The sequence below is a fragment of the Cryobacterium sp. TMB1-7 genome (assembly GCF_004402435.1).
Lineage (GTDB): Bacteria > Actinomycetota > Actinomycetes > Actinomycetales > Microbacteriaceae > Cryobacterium > Cryobacterium zongtaii.
This window is the reverse complement of sequence record NZ_SOFZ01000034.1, coordinates 1-18,340: the sequence shown is the minus strand read 5'-3', so window position 1 is coordinate 18,340 and position 18,340 is coordinate 1. Positions and strand designations below refer to the sequence as shown.

The 18,340-nt window shown below is 65.1% G+C and carries 18 protein-coding genes; 4 read left to right on the top strand and 14 right to left on the bottom strand.

Annotated features, from left to right (window positions below; translation table 11 throughout):
- Positions 1-33: 33 nt before the first annotated feature.
- The 10 genes from E3O60_RS17865 to E3O60_RS17815 form a co-directional block, all read right to left on the bottom strand.
- Positions 34-2,073 (bottom strand): glucose PTS transporter subunit IIA, encoded by a 2,040-nt coding sequence (locus E3O60_RS17865; protein ID WP_134498860.1) that lies wholly within the window; start codon positions 2,071-2,073, stop codon positions 34-36.
- A 201-nt stretch (positions 2,074-2,274) separates the two neighbouring features.
- Complete coding sequence (locus tag E3O60_RS17860) at positions 2,275-3,297, bottom strand: NYN domain-containing protein (RefSeq protein ID WP_088455403.1); 1,023 nt, start codon at positions 3,295-3,297, stop codon at positions 2,275-2,277.
- 101 nt (positions 3,298-3,398) lie between these two features.
- A complete protein-coding gene (locus E3O60_RS17855) occupies positions 3,399-4,013 on the bottom strand; it encodes a CueP family metal-binding protein (protein ID WP_134498858.1) in 615 nt (204 codons plus the stop codon).
- Between the two features lie 72 nt (positions 4,014-4,085).
- Complete coding sequence (locus E3O60_RS17850) at positions 4,086-5,054, bottom strand: diacylglycerol kinase family protein (RefSeq protein WP_166789027.1); 969 nt, start codon at positions 5,052-5,054, stop codon at positions 4,086-4,088.
- Positions 5,051-5,500 (bottom strand): phosphatase PAP2 family protein, encoded by a 450-nt coding sequence (locus E3O60_RS17845; RefSeq protein WP_166789026.1) that lies wholly within the window; start codon positions 5,498-5,500, stop codon positions 5,051-5,053. Before E3O60_RS17845 ends, E3O60_RS17850 begins: the two co-directional genes overlap by 4 nt.
- 101 nt (positions 5,501-5,601) lie before the next feature.
- On the bottom strand, positions 5,602-6,240 hold the full coding sequence (locus tag E3O60_RS17840; protein ID WP_134498854.1) for a dihydrofolate reductase family protein: 639 nt from the start codon (positions 6,238-6,240) through the stop codon (positions 5,602-5,604).
- 58 nt (positions 6,241-6,298) lie between these two features.
- Entirely contained in the window at positions 6,299-6,955 is a 657-nt protein-coding gene (locus tag E3O60_RS17835) for a YigZ family protein (protein ID WP_134498852.1), read from the bottom strand.
- 23 nt (positions 6,956-6,978) lie between these two features.
- Positions 6,979-7,692 (bottom strand): GAF and ANTAR domain-containing protein, encoded by a 714-nt coding sequence (locus E3O60_RS17830; protein ID WP_134498850.1) that lies wholly within the window; start codon positions 7,690-7,692, stop codon positions 6,979-6,981.
- Complete coding sequence (locus tag E3O60_RS17825) at positions 7,685-8,449, bottom strand: GAF and ANTAR domain-containing protein (RefSeq protein WP_134408280.1); 765 nt, start codon at positions 8,447-8,449, stop codon at positions 7,685-7,687. The genes E3O60_RS17830 and E3O60_RS17825 overlap by 8 nt, the downstream gene beginning before the upstream one ends.
- 116 nt (positions 8,450-8,565) lie before the next feature.
- Positions 8,566-11,964, bottom strand: coding sequence for a BTAD domain-containing putative transcriptional regulator (locus tag E3O60_RS17815; RefSeq protein ID WP_134498849.1), 3,399 nt, complete (start codon positions 11,962-11,964; stop codon positions 8,566-8,568).
- 78 nt (positions 11,965-12,042) lie between these two features.
- On the opposite strand from E3O60_RS17815, the gene E3O60_RS17810 reads away from it, so the two are divergent.
- Both E3O60_RS17810 and E3O60_RS17805 read left to right on the top strand, forming a co-directional pair.
- Entirely contained in the window at positions 12,043-12,831 is a 789-nt protein-coding gene (locus tag E3O60_RS17810; RefSeq protein WP_241980037.1) for a hypothetical protein, read from the top strand.
- Positions 12,832-12,881: 50 nt separating this feature from the next.
- Positions 12,882-13,937 carry a DNA polymerase IV gene (locus E3O60_RS17805; RefSeq protein ID WP_134498914.1) on the top strand — a complete coding sequence of 352 codons (1,056 nt, stop codon included), beginning with the start codon at positions 12,882-12,884 and terminating at the stop codon, positions 13,935-13,937.
- Positions 13,938-13,973: 36 nt separating this feature from the next.
- Here the strand turns inward: E3O60_RS17805 and E3O60_RS17800 are convergent, their stop codons facing one another.
- A complete protein-coding gene (locus E3O60_RS17800) occupies positions 13,974-14,762 on the bottom strand; it encodes a hypothetical protein (protein ID WP_134498847.1) in 789 nt (262 codons plus the stop codon).
- 265 nt (positions 14,763-15,027) lie between these two features.
- Positions 15,028-15,717 (bottom strand): hypothetical protein, encoded by a 690-nt coding sequence (locus tag E3O60_RS17795; RefSeq protein ID WP_134498845.1) that lies wholly within the window; start codon positions 15,715-15,717, stop codon positions 15,028-15,030.
- Between the two features lie 197 nt (positions 15,718-15,914).
- Here E3O60_RS17795 and E3O60_RS17790 point away from each other — a divergent pair, with 197 nt between their 5' ends.
- Entirely contained in the window at positions 15,915-16,571 is a 657-nt protein-coding gene (locus E3O60_RS17790) for a CatA-like O-acetyltransferase (protein WP_088457889.1), read from the top strand.
- Between the two features lie 442 nt (positions 16,572-17,013).
- Here the strand turns inward: E3O60_RS17790 and E3O60_RS17785 are convergent, their stop codons facing one another.
- Complete coding sequence (locus tag E3O60_RS17785) at positions 17,014-17,319, bottom strand: transcriptional regulator (protein WP_103460721.1); 306 nt, start codon at positions 17,317-17,319, stop codon at positions 17,014-17,016.
- Positions 17,312-17,779 (bottom strand): hypothetical protein, encoded by a 468-nt coding sequence (locus tag E3O60_RS17780; RefSeq protein WP_134498912.1) that lies wholly within the window; start codon positions 17,777-17,779, stop codon positions 17,312-17,314. Before E3O60_RS17780 ends, E3O60_RS17785 begins: the two co-directional genes overlap by 8 nt.
- A gap of 169 nt (positions 17,780-17,948) precedes the next feature.
- Here E3O60_RS17780 and E3O60_RS17775 point away from each other — a divergent pair, with 169 nt between their 5' ends.
- Entirely contained in the window at positions 17,949-18,155 is a 207-nt protein-coding gene (locus tag E3O60_RS17775; RefSeq protein ID WP_134498843.1) for a hypothetical protein, read from the top strand.
- Positions 18,156-18,340: the final 185 nt, after the last annotated feature.

Sequence of the window (18,340 nt, the reverse complement as noted above, 5' to 3'; positions counted from 1 at the left end):
AAATCTCTGCCCACCTTTGATCGTGCGGGGGTGTTACTTGGCGGTCACCGTGAGAAGCGGGCTTCCGACGCTCACCTGGCCGGAAGCGGCCTGGTCAATCGAGCCGAACTTCTTCGGGTTGGTCACCAGGACCGGAGTGACCAGCGAGTAGCCGGCTTCCTCGATCACGGCACGGTCGAAGGTCACCAGCGGGGTACCCGCCTCGACCCTGTCGCCGGCCTTGACCTTGACGTCGAAGCCCTTACCGGCGAGGTTGACGGTGTCGATGCCCACGTGAATGAGCATTTCGATGCCGCCGTCCAGTATCAGTCCGAAGGCGTGTCCGGTCGGCTGAGCGACCAGGACCTTGCCCGCGGCGGGTGCGTACACGGTGTTCTCGGTCGGGTCGACGCCAACGCCGAGTCCGACGATGCCCTTGCTGAACACGGGGTCCGGCACGTCGGCCAGCGGGACGACGATGCCGGCGACCGGGGAGCCGATCGTGGCCAGGACGGTGGCGACCATGGTCGCCGTGCCGCCGGCGGCAGGTGCGGCGGTAGCAGCAGCGGCGACCGGTGCGGCGACCGGGGCGACGGGTGCGTGCTTGGCTTCTTCGGCTGCCGTGTCGGCGGCGAGCTGAGCGGCCGCTTCGGCCTTCTGCTCGGGCGACAGGTAACCGGAGAGGATCACGAGGATCATCGCGGTGAAGAACGACGCGGCAACGGCCAGTGCGTACAACGGGATGTTGTTGAACGCCGGGATGGTCAGCAGCGAGGTGAACACGAACGCGTTGGTCGTGACGCCACCGCCGAGGCCGATGATGACACCACCGACGAGGCAACCGACGAGCATGCGCGGGTAGATGCGCTTGAACCGCAGGTGGATGCCGTACAGCGACGGTTCGGAGATACCACCGAGGAGACCGGCGGCAAGTGCACCCGTCGCGGTCTGCTTCATCTGGCTGTTCTTGGCGCGGATGGCGAGGAAGAGCACACCGGCAGTCGCACCGAAGCAGGCGAAGTTCCAGGCGCCCATCGGGCCCTGGATGAAGTCATAGCCCAAGGACTGGATGTTCAGCAGCATGACGGCGTTCAGCGGCCAGTGCAGGCCCAGCGGAACCATGAACGGGTAGGCCAGCGGGATGACAATGGCGAAGATGAGCGGTGAGAAGTCGTTGATGGACTTGAGGAACTCGCCGATGGCCGCTCCGCCGAAGACACCGATCGGGCCGATGAGGAAGGCCGTGACGGGGATCATGACGAGCATGCTCAGGAACGGAACGAAGATCAGCTGGACGCTGGCCGGGATGATCTTCTTCAGGCCCTTGGTGAGGAGACCGAGAGCGGCAGCCATCAACAGCGGCGGGAAGACCTGCGAGCTGTAGTCGGTGACGGTCAGCGGCAGGCCGAAGATCGAGACGATAGCGGCCTTGCCGTCGAAGACGGTCTGGGCTCCGTCGGAGGCGGCCAGGGCGGAGAAGCCCGGCAGCATGACGACGGCCATGATGCCGAAGCCGACCCACGGGTCGGCGCCGAGGCGCTTGGAGGCGTTGTAGGCGACCATGAGCGGCAGGAAGACGAACACGCCCTGCCACATCAGGTTGATGAAAGCCCAGCCCGGTTCCAGGGTGACGCCCGGCGCGTTCCATGCGGGGATGACACCGAGGGTGGCCATCAGCGCCATGAAGGTGATGAACAGCGAAGCGCCCAGCAGCGCGCCCAGGATCGGGCGGAAGGAGTCGGAGAGGACCTCGAAGAAGGTATCGAGCCCGGCGAACTTGCCGCGGGGGCCCTTGGCACGCTCGGCGGCCTTGATGTCGTCGGCGCTTTCGCCGGTTCCGACCTTCTTCATCTCGGGCAGAGCCAGGATCTCGTTGTACACGGTCTCGACCGCGCCGCCGATGACGACCTGGAAGCGGTCTCCGGACTGGGGAACGGCACCCAGGACTGCGGGGATTCCCTCAACAGTCGGCAGGTCGATTCCCGATGCGTCCTTCAGCGTGAAGCGCAGTCGGGTGGCACAGTGAGTGAGCGCGACGACATTCGCGGCCCCTCCGATGCTCTCAATAATGTCTTTAGCGGGCGAGGACGCCACCTGAATCTCCTTACGGTGTGGATGCCAAACGCGTGGTTCCCGCTTGGTACACAGCTCAGTCGAACCGGGTTAGCCGACTGAGTTTCTCCTGTTAAATTTCACACAACAGTTGAATTTACACGCTCAACGCGGCTCGCGCTGGGTCGTTAGTCCCGCAAGGTGGGGGTATGGGCCCGCCGCGGGGCCCGAAACGCCGGCGGCTCAGTGTCCGGCGTTCGCCTCCGGGCGCAGCCGGATGAGGCGCTGCGAGCCGTCCTCGGCCAGCTCGGCCAGGTCGCTGCGTGAGGAGAGGAAGTCGGTGAAGGAGCGGAAGCCGAGCGGCTTCTCGTTGAAAGACGGGTCCATCCGGCGCATCTGGTTCTTGACCGTGCCCGTGTTCAGCCACTCGTCGTCATCGCCCTTGGCGTGACCGATCTGCAGCGCACGAACGAGGAGCTCCGTTGCGAGCGACTGCGGGTCGACGTCTTCGGCCGCTTCCGGCTCGTCGTAGGGGGAATCGTCGGTGTGCGAGAACATCGGGATTGTCGTGAGCTTGCGGGCCGTGCTGGCCGGCGGTGCGGGCTCCACCTCAACGGGTTCGGCCGCTCGGCGGCCACCCTTGGGCTTGTCCGCACGGGCGGTGTCGGCATCCGCGCTCGCGGCGACCTTCACGATTCCCGGAAGCGAGTCGTAGTCCTCGAACTCGTCGCAGGCGGCCGCGAGCGAGGTGCTGGTCGACCCGGCGACGCCGATGCCGACGACGAAGCGGCCCAGCCGCTTCGACTTCTGGGCCAGGGCGATGTAGTCGGAGTCGCCGGCGATGATGATGACGTGGGTGAGGTCGGGCAGTCGAAAGAGATCTTCGACCACGTCGACGGCCAGACGGATGTCGGCGCCGTTCTTCGTTCCCCGGGTGGTGGTGGTGAACAGCTGGGTGAGGTCCACCGCGCGGGACATCAGCTGGCGCTGATAGCTCGCGTTCACGGGCACCGACCAGTCGGCGTATGCGCGGTTGACGACCAGTGTGCCGAAGGATGCGGCGAAGTCGATGATGGCGTTGAAGTCGACCGTCGCGGCGGCCAGCCGGGCGGCGACCTCGGGGTCGGCATCCCGGCTCGTCTTGTCGAAGTTGCGGATGCCGTCGCGCTGGAAGGCGTTGCGGCCGTGCAGCTGCTGATAGCGCGAGATGACGATGTTGTCGAAGTCGATGTACAGGCCTACGCGTGCGTCGTTCGGTTCGGTCATGGTGAGCTCCTTAGCCACAGGCGGAAAACTCAATAGCGATCCGGTGCTTCCAGTCTGGTGCGCGTGGTGCGGCGAGAGCAACTCGGAGCGCGCACGGACGGTCAACTCAGTTGCACGGTGGTGACACAGGTGGGATCGTCCGTGCCGGTGCCGACCGGCACCTCCGCGGTGTTCTCACCGTCGTCGATGCGTATCGTGAGCTCGCGCCCGGCCGGGAGCCACACATCGAAGAAACCGTTCTCAAACGTGGTGACGGTCTCGTCGAGGAACACCTCGTTGTTGGCGTCGTCGGTGATCGTCACCTGCAGCTCCTGGTCGGCGAGTTCCCCGACGCAGGTCGTCAGCGAGTGGAAGTAGCAGTCGTGGGTGTCGTTCAGATAGGGCGCGACGGAGAGGTGGAAGTCGTCGGTCGGGAGGGGGACGCCCACCTCGTCGTCCCCGCTGGAGAGCAGTAGCTCGTTGACCCGCACGGAGGCCATCAGGCCGGCCGGGCGCTCGGCCAGTGGCTGCGACTGGAGCTGCTCGATGAGGTCCTCCACGTTGGCGGGCGCCGCGATGTCGAACTCGGCGAGCATCGACTCGGCATCCACGCCCAGCCCGACCGGGCTGTCCGGAGCGGTCGGTGTGGGGGTGCTCTCGCCGCCGCTGGAGCAGGCCGCGACGGAGACAAGGAGGACTAGCGTGCCAAGGCTCGCTGCGAATCGTGAACGGATCATGTCTCCAGCGTGCTGCCGACCGGTCGCCGGTCCCAGCGACAAAGGTCCTAGTGGCGCGGATACTCAGCGTTCTCACGGGCGGTAGATCTCGATTGCCGCCGGTAGTACGCGCACGGTCACCGCGCGCGTACCGCCGGGGATGAACGGTGGCGCCTTCTGAACTTCCCCGTCATGCGCGTAGAACTGGGCGCTGTCGGTGTTGGACCGCAGGGTGATTGCCGTTCGCGTGAACACGAGGCTGTGCCGTGGAGCGTGGAACATCGGCTCCGGACCGTGGTCGGTGCGACTGCGGGTCCGGCTGGACAGTAGGGAGAGGAACCCACGTCCGCGGGATCGGGCTGTGGAGCGCAGGATCCGGACATCCAGGACCCCGTCGTCGAATCCCTGCCGTTTCAGTGGGGCGCCTCGGGGCGGGGCGTAGCGCCCGACTCCGATGAACATCGACCAGACGCGAAGTTCCTGGCCGTCAAGACTGCCGTCGAGGGGCGCGGCAGTGAATGCGGCACGTAGCGCGGCAGCGAGTGTCGCCAACGGCCGGCCGATGGTGGGCTCCATCCTGGTGCGGAACTGGACGAACCGGGGGTACACGCCCACGCTGAGGGTGTTGAGCGCGAGGACCCTGCCGCGATCGCCGAAGTCGATTTCTGCGAGGTCAACCGCGGATCCGGTTCCTGCTTGCGCGGCAGCGATGCCCGTCGCCAGATCGGGAATCCCGACCGTGAGCGCGAAGTGGTTGAGAGTGCCACCCGGCAACACGAGCAGGGGCAGGTGGGTCTCGAACGCGACCTCTGCCGCTGCGGCGACGGAACCATCGCCGCCGTACACGCCCAGGATGGTGGGCGGGGTGGTCGAGCCCACGGCAGCACGCATCACGTCGGAGATGCGCTCGCCCTTGCCGAGGACATGCACAACGGCGTCGGGCATTTCGCTGTCCAGGATTGGTTTCGGGTCCGGCCGTCGCTTGGTTTGGCCGGAGTGCGGATTGATCACGAGGAACAGGCCGGCGCCGGTGGGCGCAGGTCGGAGCCCCTCGCCGGTCACAACGCTGCCCGACGGCGGTGGAGGGCGGCGTCGGCCGCCGCGATGGCCGTCCCCAGCAGGGCTCCACCGACCACGTCGGAAAACCAGTGTGAGCCGGTGTGTAGACGGGAATACGCCACGGCCACGGCCATCGGCACGAACACCATGGCGAGCCTGGGGTCATCAAGCGACGCCCCCACCGCGAAGGCGAAGGCGCTGGCGCTGTGGCCGGAGGGGAACGTCGCCGAGGTAGGTGGCCGCGGAAGCCGACGACGACGGGGAACACGACTGAGCAGGGGGCGTGATCCGCCGAAAAACTGCTTGCCGAAGAGGTTGGCGGTGAGGCTCGCGATACTGAGCGCTGTGATGCCGCGCGCGGCGGCGGACCGGTGGCCGGTTGCCACCAGGACGGCGCCGGCTGCCGCCCAGAGCTTTCCGTGATCGGCAAGCGAGGACAGGCCGACCATGGATCGATCGAACCGGGCCGACGTGGGCCGGCCCACACGATCGAACATCGTGTGGTCAAGGGCCCGGATGGCGCGCGCTGGTCGCACCCTTGCCGCTGGCATCAGGTGTCGAGATCCTCTCGGCTCATGTCGCCCGTCGCCGGCACCGAACCCGTCGGACCGTACCGGAGGAGAACCGCTCCCTTCTCCGAGGCCGGCTCGGCGCCGAGCAGCTCCAGGGCCATCGGGGGTCCGTCGTCGGGGAACAGTCTCTTGCCAGCCCCGACCACGATCGGATATACCCACAGGTTCAGCTGGTCGAACAGGCCATCGGCGACCAGGGTGCGGGCGAAATCGATGCTTCCGATCACGTGGATTTCCCGGTGCCGCTTGCGCAGCGCGGTCAGCTCCCGGGCGAGATCGCGGCCGAGCAGGTGCGAGTCGCGCCAGCCGAGTTCCGGCGAGCCCCGCGACGCCACGTACTTGGGGATCGAGTCGAACGTGCGGGCGATTCCGGCGGCGGGCCCGTCGAGTTGATGAGGCCAGTACGCCGCGAAGATGTCGTAGGTACGCCGCCCAAGTAGCAGCGCGTCCATGGCCTGGATCCCGGCGCCGACCTGGGCGCCGACGGTGTCGTCGAGCAGGGGCGCCTGCCACCCGCCGAACGCGAATTCGCTATCCGTGTCTTCGTCGGGACCGCCGGGAGCCTGGGCGACCCCGTCGAGGGTGGTGAAGTGGTCGATGTGAATCCGACCGGACATATGATCTCCCTTCGGCGCGATGCAGCCCACTGTAGGCCTCTGTTGCCCCGGCGGGGTGTCAGGCGGGTTCGACGTCGACCCATTCGTGGCCGAGGCTTTCCAGGTGTTCGCTTCCGGCCGTTACGTGGGCGACGATCGCGGCGAGCCGCTCGGCGTCATCATCGGCGATGTGCAGCACGGCGTCCTGCCCATAGTCCGTGCCCAGGATGAGCACACCGCGCTGGCGCAACTCGGCCTCGATGCGGCCCGCATCCGTATGGGGGAGGGTGAGCGTGAACAACTCACGGCGTTCGCGTTCCACGAGCGCTCCGAGGGACTGGGCCCGATCGATGGTGGTGGTCACGGCGTCCGAGTAGGCGCGCACCAGACCGCCGGCACCGAGGAGCGTGCCACCGAAGTACCGAGTGACGACAGCCAGGCAGTCGACCAATCCGCGTCCCGACAGCGCCTCCAGCATGGGGCGCCCCGCGGTTCCGGATGGTTCCCCGTCGTCATTCGAGCGGCGCACCTGATCGGGTGTGCCCCACGGCCCGATCACGAATGCCGAGCAGTGGTGGCGAGCGCCCCAATGCTTCTTGCGCGCTTCGTCGATCGCCGCACGCGCGGCATCCTCGGTGTCGATTCTGACGAGACTGCAGAGGAATCTGGATCGTTTGACGTCGATTTCGGCCTCAACATGGCTGCCGAGGCCGCCGCGCAGAGTGAGATCAGACATGTGCCCAGTCTCGCGCAGTTGGATCAGAGGCTGAGCTCCCGGGTGACGAGACTTTGTGCGACCAGGGTCAGGGACGTCTGGTGCGAACGGGCGTGTCGGCGAATGAGGTCAAAAGCCGCCTCAATCGACACGTTGGCGGTTTCCGCGACGACGCCCTTGGCCTGCTCGATGATGATCCGGCTTGAGAGGGCTTTCTGCAGCTGATCGCGAAGCGTTGAGGCATCACGGATGGTGCGCTCCTGCAGGATGCCGATGGTCGCCACGTCGGCGAGGGCCTGTGCGGCCCGGATATCGTACTGATTGAGCTCTCCTCGGTCGTTCCGCATGAGATTCAACGTGCCGATTGTCGTCTCCCGGAGTCGCAGGGGGATGGCATAGACCGAGTGGATGCCCTGCGAGCGGGCGGTTTCGCAGAACGCTGCCCAGCGGGAGGAACCGACGTCGATGTCCGGCAAGGACACCACGGCACGGGTGCGGAAGCACTCCAGGCAGGGCCCCGCGTCAGCGTCGATTTGCATCACTTCCACGAGGGTGTTCGCCTCGCTGGTGGAGGCGACGACCTCGAGCTTGTCTGCGGCATTGGCCAGGAGAATTCCGGCGGAATCGACGTCGAGGAGATCGCGGCAGGTCTCCACCAGGGTTTGCAAGAGCTCGAGGACGTCATATCCGACAACGAGGGTGTCCGCGAAGGTGGCGAAGGCATCAAAGAGCAATTCGAGGCGGGTCGTTTCATTCATGAGATCGGCCCGTGTTGGTCAGCGCGGTGAAGCGGATCCGCCGTTCGATGACGTCCTGGGCGATCTGGCGCATCGGACGATTCTCGGCGAAGGCCCGCGCCTGGATGATCAGGTGTGCGTCCTCGGCGGTCGTTCCGAGTTGGGCGAGGACCATGCCCGTCGCCTGATGGATGAGTCGCCGTGAGAATGTCGTCGTATCGTCGGGGATGCTGTCGGTGCTGATGGCGTGGCGCAGGATAATCCGGCTGACCAGGGCTGAGAGGGCGAGCGTCTGCCCCTGTTGCTCGGGGGTGAGGGAGACCGGGGCTATGGAGTACAGGTCAACGGCGCCGATCTCCAGCGGGCCGAAGAGAAGCGGAAAGGCGAAGATCGCCCCGATCTCCTCCTCACGAATGGCGTCTAGGAAGGTCGGCCAGGAGACGCTGGTCGTGGAGGCAAGGTCGGGTTCGAGAACAGGTTCCCGGTTGACCAATGCGTCCCAGCACGGACCTTCACCGAGGTCGAATTGCAGTTCATCCACACGCCCGGCGCGGGCATCCGTGGCTGAAATCGTTTCGGCGCCAAGAAACGATCCGAAGGTCGAGATCGAGGCGCCAGAAATGGGCAGAAACCGCAGGAATGGACGGGCAAGCTCGGAGATCCGGGCTCCGCTATCGGACAGGGCATCCGATGCCATCAGGAACGGATCATTCGCCATCACTGCTATTCCTCCTGTTTTTTGCCAGAGTACGCGGCAGAGATCGGCTAGCCAACCCATTGCATTCTGGCGCGGTTAGTCGTAGATGACGGCAATACCCTGACGCTCCAGCTCAGCTGGCCGTCCCGCATGGCTTGCAGCTGTTCGGGTGTGTGTCCGACCCAGTCCGTGAGGGATCAATCGCGGCATGCCGGCGTGTAGGGCCGAGCGCCCAGGAGCTCCCCCCACTCCTGTTCGGTCAGTACCCGTCCCGCGACCTGACACGCGCGTTCCTCCCAGGCCGCCGGGTCGGCGATGACCACCTGCGTACTCCCATCGGATCGTTCAAGAGCCAGGGTGCGTTCGCTGCTCTCCGCACCGGCCGACCTCCGCACGACGAACTGGTCGGTGCGAAAACCCGCCGACCAGTCGCCGAGGTCCCACGTGATGATCGCGCCGTCCTCCCCGGCGGCCACCAGCTCACCGGTCGGCCGGTACTCGACCGCGGTGACCGCGCCTTCGTGATTACGAAGCGACTCCGCAACGTCTCCGGTCTCGGTCTTGAACACCACCACGCCGGTGCCGGCGGCGACAGCGAGGTGACTGCCGTCAGGGCTGAAATCGGCCACCGATGGAAAGTCAGTCAGCGGGACGGTGACGGGCGCTGCGCCCCCGGTCGAGTCGACGATGCGCGCCGCGAGTAAGCCATCCCGGACCGCGATCCGACGGCCGTCCGGGCTGACGGCCAGAATCCCGGCTCCGGCGATCCGATCCAGCACGGCACCCGATGCCGTCTCGTACACCACGGTCGGTCCGAATCGGCTGGCGTACAGCCGCGAACCGTCCGGCGAGAATTTCACCGCGCCGAACTGGCCGACCCACCCGATTGGGGCGGCGAGCTCTGACCCGCTCACGTCCAAACTCAGGATTGTTGGGCCGGACGGGTTCTCTGCTCCGCCTCGCCACAGGGCGACACTCCCAGACGGCTCGAACGGGCGTGTCGCCGCGAGCGCCGCGAACAGGGATCCGTCGGCGGAGTACTCGACATCCGCCGCTGTCCCAGCCAGGCCTGCGTAGGTCGTCACGGACGAGCGTCCTTCGTCCGCGAGATCCACCGTTCCCGTTCGCCCACTAGGGCAGGGGAGGACGCTACACAGGTCCGATGTCGCGCTGTACGCGACGGTGCCCGAAGCGGGGTCGACGGCCGATGACACCACGTTCCCGCCGAAGGGGCCGTACTCGCCGAGCTGCGAGCGGCTGTCAAGATCGAAGAGGCGCACATCGTCATCGCTATCGATCACCGCTGCTCGAGTCCCGTTCTCCGCGACCGACATGCTCTTCGCAGCCACACCGTCTTCCTGGATACGAATGATGCTCGTCAAGCGGGGCGCGCGCGCGAAGACCCGCACAAGATTGACACGTGTTTCGGAACTGTCCCAGAGTTGGATGGCCTCGACCGCGAGCAGCAGCGCGCGATCGAAGTGCGGCTCCTCGAGCGCCGACGCGGCGACGCGGCGTGCCTCCCCAACCGTCGCACGCTCGCCCGCGAGGTTCGTCTGGAAGCCCGCGATGAGGCCCGCCGTGACAGCGAGGATCGCGAGACCCGCAGCGCCGGCCGACACCCATTTCAGACGTCGCACCATCCGGCGCTCTGTCCGCAGTTGCCTTTGGGCGGCCTCGAGTCCGGCGGACTCCTGCTCAGCCGCCGCGTTGAGGAAGTCTCGCTCGACCGGCGTGAGTGCGGGATCGGCCGCGTCCCGCCAGTGCTGGGTCGCCGTCAGCCGCCCGCCGCGATAGAGCTCGCTTTCGGGTCGTCCCATCGCATCCCAGGCGGCGGCCGCGGCTCCAAGGTGTCGCATGATCCGCTGGCCCTCGACATCGTCCGCGAGCCAGTCCTTCAACCGGGGCCATTCCCGTGCGAGTGCTTCGTGCGACAACTGCACCGATTCCTCGTCGGTGGTGAGCAGGCGCGCATCGACCAACCGATCGACAATCCTCGCGTGGGCGTCGTCGATCGAAATCCGTGAGCGTTCAATCCGACGAGCTACGACCGCACCGTCCGCGGATGCTTCGACGAGTCGGAGGAGGATGTCGCGCAGCAAATGCCTGTCCTCAGCCGGGAGCGCGGCGATGACCTCTTCAGCCGTCTTCGCGACGGCGCCCTTGATCTCACCGGAAGCCCGATAGGCGTCGACGGTCAGGACGCGGCCCTCACGCCGTGCCCACACCTGGCGCAGGGCGTGGGACAGCAGCGGAAGGTTTCGCCCATCGGCGTCGCGGACGAGGATCTCGACGAGGCCCGGCTCCAGGATGAGCCCGGCCTGCTCCGCGGGCTTTTCGATCACGGCCCGGAGCCCGTCGGGGCCGAGCGCGGTGAGCATGAGCATGTGCGACTGAATGATCCCGGCAAAGCCGTCGTGATCGGCCAAGTCGCCGAGACGGTCTGCGCGGATCGCGATGACGAGCAGGCCACGGTAGACCATGCGCTGCAGGGCGCCGAAGAACTCCCGAATCTCGGCGGGGTCGTCCGCGGCGAACGCGTGCTCGCATTGATCAACGATGAGCAGTGAGTTTCCGGGCGTGAGACCAACATCGCGCAGTGCATCGATCGGATGCTCGCCGGGCGTCACGATGGCGACTTCTCTGCCGCGGGCGATCATCTCCGCGCCGATCCCCGCCCTGACGAACGAGGATTTACCGACACCCGATGAGCCGGTGACGAGCAGCACGCCGTGGTCGTCGAGCGCTCGCAGCGCCCCGGACAGCTCCCGCTCGCGACCGAAGTACCGCTCGGCGTCCTCCACGCGCGCGTGAGGCAGACCGAAGTACGGACACTCGGTACTCCCGGGCCGGAAAACTCGGTCGGACAGTAGGGATGGATCTTGCCGGAGGATAGCTTGTTCCAGCTCAGCGAGCTCCGTGCACGGATCCAGCCCCAGCTCGGAAGCGAGAAGCCCTCGCGCCCTGCGTACGGTGGCGATGGCCTCCGCCTGCCGCCCCTGGCGATATTGCGCCACGCTCAGCACCACCCAGCGTCGCTCCCGCAGTGGAGCTTCGGCGACGCGGGCGCGCGCCAATGCGGCGACCTCCTGAACCTCGCCGGCCTGGAGCCGTGCGTCGAGGAGAAGCTCCTCGACCCCCAACCGCATCTCCTCGAGACGACCGGACTCGATTTCTGCCGGCGCCCAGTCAATGAGGTCGACGAAGGGCTCACCTCGCCACAACGCGAGCGCCTCCGAAAACGTATGCGTGGCACGCTCGGGTTCACCGAGCTCCAGTTGCTGAGTGCCCCGCGCAACGAGTCGCTCGAACTGATCGGCGTCGACCGTGAGGTGCTCTGCGGACAGCCGGTATCCGAGGGCGGTGGTCTCGATCTGTGCCGGTGCGATCAGCCGGCGCAACCGCATGATGCATCCAGGAATGATGTGCGACCACGACGCGGGCAAGTTGTCGCCCCAGAGCGCCGCCGCGAGGGACTCGACCGACAGGGATTCACCGAGGCGGACCGTGAGCGCACTCATCACCGCACGATCGCGCGGAGCAAGAGGAATCCGACCGTCGTCAAGAGTCAGCGATCCAAGGACGCGTATCTCCATGACGCCACTGTGCGCTCGCCTCCGACATCAGTCAAGACGGCCGATATCGGGCCGATACCGGCCGGCTGGGCTTCCGGTATGCAGCTGATATCGGCGCGTCCTTTACTGACTTTGCAGCCATCTCGCTGCACGGTCCGAACGGAAGGATCAGACATGTGGACATCATCCCGGCGCTCAGGCGCCACTCATCCGACGCGTTCGCCGCTGGCGGGTGTCGTGGTCGCCCTGCTGGCGTGCGCCGGTTTCGCGGCCTGCACCGCAGCGGCCGAGAGGCCCACCCCCGCACCGACCGCGGAGACTGAAACGACCAAACCGCTGCCGGCGACCGGTGCCATCGACGCCGGCACCTACGTCGTCTACGGCTTCACAGCACCCTTCGAGGTCACCGTTCCAGACGGCTGGGAATCCTTCGGCTGGGGTGTCCTGAAGGATTGGGAGGTCTTCGTGAATTTCCTGAGCCCCGGCTATGTGCCGACGGATGCCTGCGCCTGGCAGGACGCGCTCGTCGCCGTGGACCCGTCGCCTGAGGCCTTTGTCGCTGCGATGACCGCGCAGGCTTCAACGGAGACCACACCGCCGGTTGAGGTCGTGATGGGCGACTATTCAGGCTTTGAGTTCGACTACTCCGTCGAGAGCGGCATCAACATCAACGACTGCGGCAAGGAACACGTCTGCCTCTGGTCGGAACAGGCCACCGACTGCACACGCGGGTACTCAATGGTGACCGAACGCGAGACCGAGCGGGTGCTCGACCTGAATGGTGAGCTCGCTCTCTTTGCGGTGGGTGAGTTCCAATCGGTCACTGACGAGTTGACGGAAGAGGCGCGCGCCGTCTTCGATTCGATCGAGTTCGTCCGTGAAGAGTGACACTCTCGACGAGGTCGGGGCAGACTGGCGGCGTGAGCGGAATCCCCTGGATACTGCACGTCGATCTTGACCAGTTCATTGCGGCGGTCGAAGTGCTCCGACGACCGGAACTTGCGGGCCGGCCGGTCATCGTCGGCGGTCGGGGTGACCCCACGGAACGAGCGGTGGTGTCGACCGCCTCTTACGAAGCCAGGGCGTTTGGAGTGGTCTCCGGGATGCCCCTGCGTATTGCGGCCCGCAAGGTGCCCGACGCCGTGATCCTGCCGGTTGATCAGGAGGCGTACCTCGCGGCGTCGGAAACTGTGATGGCTGCCCTGCGTGCGCAGCCCGGAGCCACCGTGCAGGTGTTGGGTTGGGATGAAGCCTTTGTCGGCATAAAGACCGAGAATCCGGAAATCTACGCCCGGCAGGTGCAGGCCGCTGTACTGGAGCGGACCCTGCTGCAGTGCAGTGTGGGCATCGGCGACACTCTGGTCCGCGCCAAGGTCGCCACCGGTTTTGCCAAGCCGGCCGGCGTCTTCCGTCTCACGGCCGGGAACTGGCTCGGTGTCTTGGGCAGCCGGCCCACCAAGGATCTGTGGGGCGTGGGAAGCAAAGTGTCTGGCCGGCTGGCGAAACTCGGTATCAACACCGTCGCCGAACTCGCCGCGACCGACCCCCAGGACCTGGTCCTGGAGTTCGGGCCCAAGATGGGGCCGTGGTACGCGGAACTCGGACGCGGGGACGGTGCCAGTGTTGTGGATGACACCCCGTGGGTCGCCCGCGGGCAAAGCCGGGAGACCACCTTCCAACGCGACCTGACCGACCCTGCCCAGGTGGACGACGCCGTGCGTGAGCTGACGGCGCGGGTGCTCGAGGATGTCCTGGCCGAAGGGCGGCCCGTCATCGGGCTGACCCTCAAGATTCGCTATGCGCCGTTCGTCACCACGACCCGCGCGAGGAAGATCCAGGGCACATCCGATGGCAACGAAATCCTCGCGGGGGCCCTGGACCTTGCGACCGGAATCGAAGCGGGCCGTCCGATCCGGCTCCTGGGGCTGCGGGCCGAAATGGCCATGCCAGACGACGCCCGACAGGGCCATACTCCGACGCGTGGCGGTTGGTGACGGCGACACTCCCTTGCCTGTCAGCGCGGATGAAGGTCACTCCATGCTGGAGACCGGTGCGTACGGATCGAGGGTCTCGCCGTAATTGCGCTCGACCAAGCCGTAAGTCTCCCAGAGGGGTTCGCTGAGCGTTCCGCCGACGAGGCAGTACGATGCGCCGGCTTCGGAGATGTCCGCTGCCGCGCTGTGATCGGTCAGATCCGAATAGACGAAGAAGTAGCCGTCTCCCCGGTCGATCACTGTGGAGTCGGCCAAGGGTGCGTTCTCGTAGTCGGCGCGGGTGCGGGGTGCACCAGTGACGGTGGAGGAAGTGTTGAACTCGATCTGATTCTGGGCTGAGGCATCCATGCACAGCCGGTAAGCGCCGTCGGCGGTGAGGGTGCCGGGTTCTGCGAGCGGTGTTGGTGCCGGCGTCGTCAAGGGGAACTCATCGTCGGCAGGCAGGCCTGTGTCCGGCGTCGGCGTCGAGCTGGCAGTCGGCGCCGCGGTTTTGACCGTCGCCGGGGCGTTCGACGGGGCGCACCCGGCGAGCACAACAGCGAGGATTGGCACGATGAGGAGCGGACGGATGACGTTGCTGCGCTGGAACATCCTTGGCCGAATTACCATTCGCCGGCCGAGAGGTAGCGGGGGATGGCGTACACCGCTGAGGAAGTAGGACAGCACCAAGGCGACGATCGCCAGGGTGTTCGTTTTCCCGGACGGGGCGAGTGGGGCAACATGCGGCTGTTCCGCTTGCCGTTTGTTGCGGCGAAGCTGCGTAGTTATGAGGGTCGCGACAACTGCGATCAGCAGTACGAGCATCGCTATGGTCAACAGATCCACGATCTCACCCCTATCAGCGGATGTGGGCAACCCCAATCCGGATAGCCAAGATGGTCGGGCCTGGAACACCGCTAGACCCGCTCCAGGGAGTCCACCTGAAACCTACTGGGGAACCAGCGACCACCCTCGCCCCAGAACAGGGGCAATGGGCCGTTTGCGTTGATTATCCGTCCACTCCACTGTCTCGAAATCCACGGGATGGGGGCAGGTGGCTCGAGAGACCACACAGGGGCTATGCCATTGCTGTCGGGTGGTGCGGTTTGTCTTAGAGGAATTTCTTGGCGGACGTGACCGTGGGGGTTTCGACCTCGTCTGGCATTCGCCACTCGAGACACACTGCCGCAGCCAATGTCCCGAGGGTGACGGCGACGGCCGAGAGACTGCCAGGCTGAATGAGCGCAGCCGCGATGAACAGTGCCATTGCCACTCGGAATCCGGCGGTGCGTAACCGTGGTCGAGGAATAAGCCCGGCTGCCAGGATGACGATCACGGCAGTGACTAAGACTGCCGTCACGGGCAGAAGGGGCTGGACCCAGTAGTTGGCGCCCGGCGCCTGATCGATAGGACGGGTGCTTGTCGCGTACCAGGTGGACCAGCTGAACATGGCGATGGGCAAAATTGAGATGCCTGCCATGAGCCGCGACTGTATTCCCGACGACTTCAAGTCCGCCATGGCGATACCGAGAGCGATCAGCAGAATAACGCCATACACGCCATACGTGGCCACTCCAACACCGATGTAACCGATGCCGTCTGCGCAATAGAACGAGCCAGGATCATCGCTGCCCATGTGATGGAAACTGCACTGGAAATGTAGGTCCTCCCGCACCAGTCCCAGCAGAAAGCCACTTCCCGCAAAAACGGATGCAACGAAGCCGACGCTCAGACTCAGTATCGCGCTGCCCCTCGGATTCACGGCATCCTGCTCATGTCGTCCCGCTAACAACACCGTCACAGTTCATCCGCCCACCCTATTGCGCCCTGGCGTCACCTGCCCAGAGTGCTGCGGGCCGGCACACACTCCCCTTGCGCGGCGTTGGCCGCCGGGTGCGGAGAAAGAGAGAGCCCTCAACAGCCAGACGAAGGCCGGCCCGACGCTGCCGACCACGTAGCGGACCGGTGGAGCTGCCTACCCGACTTAGGCTCGAGAGCATGACACATACACGTGCAATCGATATGCACAATTGGCCTCGGCGGGAGCACTTCGAGCACTACCTCACCCGCGTCGAGTGCACTTATGCCATCACGGTCGAACTCGACGTCACAGAGTTGGTAGCGGCGCTTCGTGTCCGTCCATGGAAGAGCTATATCGCGCAGGTATGGGCCATCGCCTCAGTAGTGAATAGACACGTCGAGTTCCGGATGGCTCTCACCGATGAGAAGATCCCCGCGACCTGGGACATCGTTCACCCTGCATTCACCGTCTTCAACCCGGAGCGAGAGACGTTCTCCAACGTCTGGTCTCCTTTTCACGCCGACTTCTTTACCTTCCATGAACACGCGGCCGACGTCTTGGCCAGATACCGCACCTCCACGTCGTTTCAGCCGCAACCAGACATGCCCGCAAATGTGTTTGATATATCAAGCGTTCCGTGGACGTCGTTCACGGGGTTCAGCCTGCAGATACGCGACGGCTGGAAGCATCTTCTGCCGATATTCACCCTGGGTCGGTACAGGGAGTCTGGGGGGCGAACCATGATGCCCGTCGCCATTCAGGTGCATCATGCGGCCGCTGACGGTTTCCACACCGCTCGCCTTGTCCAAGAGCTGCAAGAACTCTTTTCCGACCCCTCGTGGCTCGCCAACTAACGGACCTGAGCCCGATGCCGGACGTCATACGCACGAGCTTGAGCACGTCATCCTGTGTCTCGAAACCCTATTGATCGTTCCTAGACCTGATGACCGACGAGGTCGTTGAGCTGCAGGGTCGACATGGGCGTCAGTAGTCGGATCGCGTGCAAACGCACTGGGCTCAATCACGCGCGAGCAAAGGTGTTGGTTACGATGTGCAGCATGAGCGGCGCGCATGACCTTGGACCCTTGCCTGCCCGTGTCACTGTCGACAGCGAACTAGTGCAGCGGCTCATCGCAACCCAATTTCCCCAGTGGTCCGCCCTCCCTGTCACGCCGGTAGCCCGCTGAAGTCGATCGTTGCGCGTTCGTTGGCTCCGGAGAACTCCCAGCGTGATCCGTCGCGGGTTACCTGGTATTGGCGGGTACAGGCGGCGGTGCCCAATTTCAACATTCGATGTCAGATGGACGGTGTCGCGATCTCCTGAAGAGCGCGGACGTGTGCGTCGAACGCAGTTCGTCCCGCACGGGTGAGGGCCAACCAAGTGATTCGGCGCGCGTCGTCGCGACCTGCCGATACGGCCTTGCGCGAGGTGACGTATCCGCTTGTGGCGAGGGTCTTCAGGTGTTTGGAGAGTGTGGCGTCGGACACGCTTAGTGTGTCGCGGAGCACGGCGAAGTCGAGATGGTCGACCGGGCGCAGGAGCCCGCAGATCCGAAGTCGTACGGGTGCGTGGATGATTTCGTCGAAGCGCGTCTCAGCCATGGCGCACGTGCTCCACCGCTGATCGATAAGCGACACTGGCCAGCCAGGTCGTCGTCGCAAAGGCGACCAAACTGGTGGGGGCGACGGCCCAGTGCATTCCGAACGATACGAAGCCGAGTGACACGCTAAAGAGTAGGAGACAAGCGGCGATGATTCCGACTATCGCCCAGCCTGCACGCGCGCCCATCCTTCGAAAGCGGACGCCGGTCTCACGTTGGATCAGATACACGACGATGAGCGTTCCGACGAGGGCTAACCAACTCGATGAGGGCGGTTCGTAGTTCGCACCTGGGTTGGTGGCCGCTGCTGCCGAAACCCACCACGCACCGACACCTCCGAAGGCGGCTAACAATGTCCAGGGCGCGTGCACGCTCGCCGCGAGGTGCTCCCGGTCGGACGACAGCGCGTTCAGGGCAGCCGCGGCTTCCTCTCGTGAGGGATCTCGAAAGTGATTTTCCATATTGGGAAGCGTAACGATTTCTTTCCATGACGGCAAGTGATTTGCTCGTTGGACAATGCACGGAAATTGACGACCATTGTCGCTTCTCGCACTCGTCTGCACGAGTCCTCACACTCGCGGGCACGGTGGCTCTTTGGCCGTGAGTTGTAGGGGCAATAGGCTCAATCACATGACTACTCGTCGGATCGTCATCGTGCTTGCGGGTGGCGCTTTTCTGTTTGCAATTGCCACCGCCGCGGTGGCCGTACCGGTGTTTTTCGCTTCAGGCGGGGTGGATGCCGCACGAACAAACCTGGTGGTGGTGTTCGCTCTGTTCACAGTGCTACTGAACCTTGCCGCGCTCATTGTCCGTCGCAGAGAGAAATCACACTTGTAGCTGAAATTAAGAGGTGACTGGACTGCTGAGGGTCAGTCACCCCACCCGGCCACGACCAAGGGAACCTTCCCGTCAGCGTCCTATATCCCATGGGATATGAGGCACTCAGGTTATGAGGCACCCTAGCGGCATCGGCTCATACAGTCGCGGCGAGACTTCAGAACCCTCGCTGGCCCCGCTCAATG

Bases quoted from the DNA above. Each gene is read 5' to 3' on its own strand.
- E3O60_RS17860 (WP_088455403.1), bottom strand. From the start codon at position 3,297: ATGACCGAACCGAACGACGCACGCGTAGGCCTGTACATCGACTTCGAC.
- E3O60_RS17855 (WP_134498858.1), bottom strand. From the start codon at position 4,013: ATGATCCGTTCACGATTCGCAGCGAGCCTTGGCACGCTAGTCCTCCTT.
- E3O60_RS17845 (WP_166789026.1), bottom strand. From the start codon at position 5,500: ATGGTCGGCCTGTCCTCGCTTGCCGATCACGGAAAGCTCTGGGCGGCA.
- E3O60_RS17840 (WP_134498854.1), bottom strand. From the start codon at position 6,240: ATGTCCGGTCGGATTCACATCGACCACTTCACCACCCTCGACGGGGTC.
- E3O60_RS17835 (WP_134498852.1), bottom strand. From the start codon at position 6,955: ATGTCTGATCTCACTCTGCGCGGCGGCCTCGGCAGCCATGTTGAGGCC.
- E3O60_RS17830 (WP_134498850.1), bottom strand. From the start codon at position 7,692: ATGAATGAAACGACCCGCCTCGAATTGCTCTTTGATGCCTTCGCCACC.
- E3O60_RS17825 (WP_134408280.1), bottom strand. From the start codon at position 8,449: ATGGGTTGGCTAGCCGATCTCTGCCGCGTACTCTGGCAAAAAACAGGA.
- E3O60_RS17815 (WP_134498849.1), bottom strand. From the start codon at position 11,964: ATGGAGATACGCGTCCTTGGATCGCTGACTCTTGACGACGGTCGGATT.
- E3O60_RS17810 (WP_241980037.1), top strand. From the start codon at position 12,043: ATGCAGCTGATATCGGCGCGTCCTTTACTGACTTTGCAGCCATCTCGC.
- E3O60_RS17790 (WP_088457889.1), top strand. From the start codon at position 15,915: ATGACACATACACGTGCAATCGATATGCACAATTGGCCTCGGCGGGAG.
- E3O60_RS17785 (WP_103460721.1), bottom strand. From the start codon at position 17,319: ATGGCTGAGACGCGCTTCGACGAAATCATCCACGCACCCGTACGACTT.
- E3O60_RS17780 (WP_134498912.1), bottom strand. From the start codon at position 17,779: ATGGAAAATCACTTTCGAGATCCCTCACGAGAGGAAGCCGCGGCTGCC.
- E3O60_RS17775 (WP_134498843.1), top strand. From the start codon at position 17,949: ATGACTACTCGTCGGATCGTCATCGTGCTTGCGGGTGGCGCTTTTCTG.